The organism is Rubritalea profundi (assembly GCF_002954445.1).
Taxonomy (GTDB): domain Bacteria; phylum Verrucomicrobiota; class Verrucomicrobiia; order Verrucomicrobiales; family Akkermansiaceae; genus Rubritalea; species Rubritalea profundi.
Genome location: NZ_MQWA01000001.1, coordinates 2,297,436 through 2,301,792, shown reverse-complemented (window position 1 = coordinate 2,301,792; position 4,357 = coordinate 2,297,436). Strand labels below are relative to the sequence as shown.

5 protein-coding genes are annotated in these 4,357 nt (G+C 53.3%); 4 read left to right on the top strand and 1 reads right to left on the bottom strand.

What is annotated here, in order from left to right; all coding sequences use genetic code 11:
* Positions 1-413 precede the first annotated feature (413 nt).
* Entirely contained in the window at positions 414-1,172 is a 759-nt protein-coding gene (locus BSZ32_RS09965) for a PEP-CTERM sorting domain-containing protein (RefSeq protein ID WP_105043278.1), read from the bottom strand.
* A gap of 273 nt (positions 1,173-1,445) precedes the next feature.
* Between BSZ32_RS09965 and BSZ32_RS09960 the strand changes: the two genes are divergently transcribed.
* The 4 genes from BSZ32_RS09960 to BSZ32_RS09945 all read left to right on the top strand — a co-directional run bounded on the left by BSZ32_RS09960 (position 1,446) and on the right by BSZ32_RS09945 (position 3,742).
* The gene (locus BSZ32_RS09960; RefSeq protein WP_129589701.1) at positions 1,446-1,808 is read left to right on the top strand and encodes a hypothetical protein; all 363 of its coding nucleotides are present in this window, start codon (positions 1,446-1,448) and stop codon (positions 1,806-1,808) included.
* Positions 1,809-1,824: 16 nt separating this feature from the next.
* On the top strand, positions 1,825-2,466 hold the full coding sequence (locus BSZ32_RS09955) for a substrate-binding domain-containing protein (RefSeq protein ID WP_129589700.1): 642 nt from the start codon (positions 1,825-1,827) through the stop codon (positions 2,464-2,466).
* Between the two features lie 638 nt (positions 2,467-3,104).
* Positions 3,105-3,425: a type II toxin-antitoxin system RelE/ParE family toxin gene (locus tag BSZ32_RS09950; protein ID WP_105043275.1), complete on the top strand. Its 321-nt coding sequence runs from the start codon at positions 3,105-3,107 to the stop codon at positions 3,423-3,425.
* A 2-nt stretch (positions 3,426-3,427) separates the two neighbouring features.
* The gene (locus tag BSZ32_RS09945) at positions 3,428-3,742 is read left to right on the top strand and encodes an addiction module antidote protein (RefSeq protein WP_105043274.1); all 315 of its coding nucleotides are present in this window, start codon (positions 3,428-3,430) and stop codon (positions 3,740-3,742) included.
* Positions 3,743-4,357 lie beyond the last annotated feature (615 nt).

The window sequence follows — 4,357 nt, the reverse complement described above, 5'->3', positions numbered from 1 at the left end:
CAGGATATTGGGCTTCTTAACGGCATCGGCTGCGGACACAGTCTGCAGCGTGCATGGTAGTATGCAGCCAAGTAAGGTCGCTATCTTAACCCATCTGTTCATTGTTTTATCTCTGCTATTCATCATCGGACTGTTAGGAATTTGCTTTTTGGGTGAGGTGTTCGGAGTTGCGGTCATGGGAAAAATAGGTGGTTGCGAGGGAAAGATGGGGGTGCATTAAAAGGGTAAATCGGGTGTAGTGAATGGCCACTCACAGGATGAGTCAATGGTGGAATTGCTACTGACCCTTCTCTGGATATTGAACCATACGAAAAAACCCCACCTCCACGTGACGGGGAATGGGGTTGGGATATTTGTTAATTTTCCGAGGCCGGATTACTTGCGGCGACGGAGGACCTGTCGCGCCATAGCCGTTATTTACGGCGACGGAGGATGAGTGCGAGTCCACCAAGGCCGAGAAGGGCGGTGGAGGTGGGTTCGGGGACTGCGGTCAGATTGACGTTATCGACGGCGGCGAAGTTGTTATCGCCGTTATCAGCTCCGGCCGTTCCGGTGCCGAACGCGATGAACAGGTCCTGTCCCACGCTTGCTCCAATGATGGTCCCGACCCCGGTTAAGGAAATCGTCTGATAGGAGCTGCTGGTATTGCCATCGAGATACGATCCCGACCAGATCTGCGTCAGGGTGCCTCCCAAGGTGTCGTTAGAGGAAGTGAACAGCGCAACCTGCAAATTGTCATCCGCGTCCCATCCACCCAGGACGGCATCCCCGTTCCAGTCAAAGCTCAGGTCGAAGGTGCTGCCAGCCGAGACGGTATAGCCGGTGTTCTGAATCAGGCCAAAATTATTGTCAGGTGTGCCGGTCTGGTTGCCGACGGCACCGGAAATAACGCCAACAGATGCCCCCCCCCATTCCCGGGTCCCGGTGGTGGCCCGGTCGATGCCCGACAAGAAAGTGGCATCCCCGCTAATCCATTTTCCGATCACATTGATATTGGGCGCGCCTGTAGCGAGTTGGGTGCCGGAGCTATCGAACTCGAAACTACCGTTGCCGTTGGCGAAGGTGGTATCGATGAGGAGGGTGGCCGCTTGAGCCGAACCGGCCGCAAGGGCGAAAGTCCCCATCGCTGCGGCGAGGGACATCGTAGTTTTCATTGATTTGGTAATTTTCATAAGGCAATTAATGAGTTGTTAGGAGTATTATTCTTTGTTCTTTGCGAGCTTACCGGATCGATTCACCGTGGATAAAACCGGACATGAGTCGCTGAGAACCAATATTTAACACACAAACCACAAGCGACAAGAATTACTTTTCACTTTTTTTCTTACCATCTATAATCTATTTTGGGTAGGTTTATCCATGGCAGATTGGCAACGCTTACCGCAACCGAGCAGCTCACGGCACACCTACGCGGCGAGTTGTTGCGCGGGCGTTGGGTCGGGACGATGCCCGGCGTGCCACGGCTCGCTGCAGAGTTTAGCGTCAATTGTAAGACCTCGGAGACCACGCTGCAGGCGCTCGAGAATGAGGGTCTATTGGTTGGCCAGGGGCCGGGGCGCCGCCGTAAGATCGTGCTGCCGGAGGGTCATACCCCGCTTGCGTTGCGGGTGGCGATGTTATGTTACGAACAAAGCGATCAAACTCAGGATTATTTAATCGACAGCAAGAACAAGCTGGAGGCGGCGGGGCACACTGTCTTCTATGCGCCGAGCAACTTAACGGAAATTAAGATGGACGTGCAGCGGCTCGCCCGCATGGTGAAAAAGACCGAGGCGGACGCCCCGGGTGGTGACTGCCGGCACACGTGAGGTGCTGCAGTGGTTCATGCAACAAAAGATTCCGACCTTTGCGTTGTTCGGTCGGCAGCACAAACTCGATATCGCAGGCATCGGACCGAACAAGGTACCGGCCTTCGTTAAGGCCACGCGTCGGCTGATCGATCTCGGCCACCAACGGATTGTGTATCTGGACAGCCTATATAAAGTATCGGAGCCGGGGACTCCTGGCGCTGCCTTTGTCGATGCATTATCGGCTGGCGGTATCACTGCGGGCTCGTATAACCTACCGGGTTGGGAGGGAGGGATCGAAGGCTTGTATGCCTACCTTGACTCGTCGTTCCAACGCACCCCTCCAACCGCGATCATCGCCGGCTCCAGTTCCAACTATTTCGCAACGCTCCACTTTCTGCTCAACCAGGGCATCCGGGTGCCGCAGGATCTTTCCTTGGTCAGCGTCGACGATGACCCGCATTTCGGGCAGTGTCGCCCATCGGTTGCACATATCCGCTGGAGCCGCCGCCCGGTGGCGCAGCGCATCGTGCGCTGGGTCAATAACATCAGCCAGGGAAAAGAAGACACCCGCAAGACGCTGATCAAAGCCGAGTTCATCGAGGGCGGGACGATGGGGCCGGTGGTGGAGTCGGGGAGTCTTGAAGTCGGGGAGTCTGGGGAGTCTGGGGAGTCTTGAAGTCTTGAAGTCTTGAAGTCGGGGAAATGACGAAGCACCCAAAGACCCAAGTACCCAAGGAATGACGAAAGCCTAAATCCGAATCATCAGGTTTTGCTCTGCGGCTGTGCGGCTCTGCGCGAGAAATGAATTCAAAACCTCGCGCAGAGCCGCAGAGGCGCAGAGATTTTTGATGAGAGTATGGATTGGGCTTGGTTGAGTTGATGCGCGGTATGGGGTCAGTATGGGGTCAGTTGGCATGAAAGGAACTAGCGAAGTTTGTTGAGGGAGGGACGATCGGGCCGGTGGATGGGAGGAATGTTGAATAGTGAATTTTGAATGTCGAATTCACATCCTGATGGCACGGGTCAGGACATCCTTTAGTCAAACTGCGCATTCACTATTCTCCGGCTTGGGTTGCCGAGGCTACGGCGGACAGGTGGCTTCGTTTGTAAGCCTCCTGTAGGTGTTTGATGGCGACCTCCATGTATTGCTACGCGATCTCAGAAGACCTGTCCCCGAGGGGATACAATCCACAATCCTCGGACTGACCCCGCTCTGACCCCGCTCCGATGTAGGAGCCCTGACCACGAGTACCGGTCAACCTACTTGACACGATGTATCATATAAGATACAATTGGCCAAGAAATACACGAGCAATGCAATACGAGATTGAGTTTTACGTCCAGAAAAACGGTAGGATTCCGTTTGAAGCATGGCTTCAAGGCCTGGATCAAAAGACCCATGACCGTATCATGGCACGCCTCGACCGTGTTCAACTCGGCAATTTTGGCGACCACAAGACGGTCGGTGGAGGTGTTTCCGAACTCAGGTTTTTCTTCGGCTCCGGCTACCGTGTCTATTACGGCATTGATCAGGGAAAACTGGTTTTGCTACTGATCGGCGGAGACAAGAAAAGCCAGAACAAGGACATTACCCGCGCACAGAAATACTGGAACCTCTATTTAAAGGAGAACTAACAATGACTAATAACAAAACATGGAGCGAATACCGGAAGAGCTATCTTTCCGACCCCGAAAAAGCAAAGAGCTATCTGGAGACTGCATTTGAAGAGTTCCAGACGGACGATGACCGTGCGGCGCTCATGCTAGCCTTGAGGAATGTCGCCGAAGCACAGGGCGGCATCAGCAAACTGGCTGAAAGTGTGGATATGAAACGTGAAAACCTCTACCGAACCCTGTCTGAAAAGGGCAATCCGACCCTAGAAACATTGCGTGACATTCTGAACGGCCTGCACTTGAAAATCCGCCTGGAACCGATGGTCGAAACATCGTAATGCGCAAATTTGATGTAATAAAAAAACCTTTAGCAAGTGCACAGTTAGACACACAATACCCCCAAAAAACACAACTCCCCCCTAGCCCAACGGGCTTATGTAACTTAGCCCAGTGTTGGGACGAAGTCCCTACGCTGGGATAAAACACCGCTATCTGGACAACTCTGTAGGAGTTGCGGAACTTGAGACGCCGTGTCACGCTTCCACAATACCTTCAGCATTGCTCTCTAGGTCATACGGAAACCCAAGGTAGCCTCCTTTCGTCGGCAACCATTGGGCTAAGTTCCGATAGCCCTTCAGGCTAGCAAGATGAAGCACGCACGCAGATAGAGACACACAAATTTTCAATCCAAATCATCAGGTTTTGCTGTGCGGCTCTGCGCGAGAAATGAATTCAAAACCTCGCGCAGAGCCGCAGAGGCGCAGATTTTTTTGATGAGAGTATGGATTCGGCTTGGTTGAGTTGATGCGCTGACTGGCCCCTCTCAGAGCACAGTGAAAAAAGATTTTTATACCACTTAGTGATTCAAACGAGACGAATGCCGGAGTGATTTGCCAAAATGACAAGGCGCGCCGAGAACCGAGCGGAGCGAGATAGCCGATCCCGCAGGGTCG

What these genes read in the sequence shown, in the direction of transcription:
- BSZ32_RS09965 (WP_105043278.1), bottom strand. Translation starts at nt 1,172, where the DNA reads ATGAAAATTACCAAATCAATGAAAACTACGATGTCCCTCGCCGCAGCG.
- BSZ32_RS09960 (WP_129589701.1), top strand. Translation starts at nt 1,446, where the DNA reads ATGCCCGGCGTGCCACGGCTCGCTGCAGAGTTTAGCGTCAATTGTAAG.
- BSZ32_RS09955 (WP_129589700.1), top strand. Translation starts at nt 1,825, where the DNA reads ATGCAACAAAAGATTCCGACCTTTGCGTTGTTCGGTCGGCAGCACAAA.
- BSZ32_RS09950 (WP_105043275.1), top strand. Translation starts at nt 3,105, where the DNA reads ATGCAATACGAGATTGAGTTTTACGTCCAGAAAAACGGTAGGATTCCG.
- BSZ32_RS09945 (WP_105043274.1), top strand. Translation starts at nt 3,428, where the DNA reads ATGACTAATAACAAAACATGGAGCGAATACCGGAAGAGCTATCTTTCC.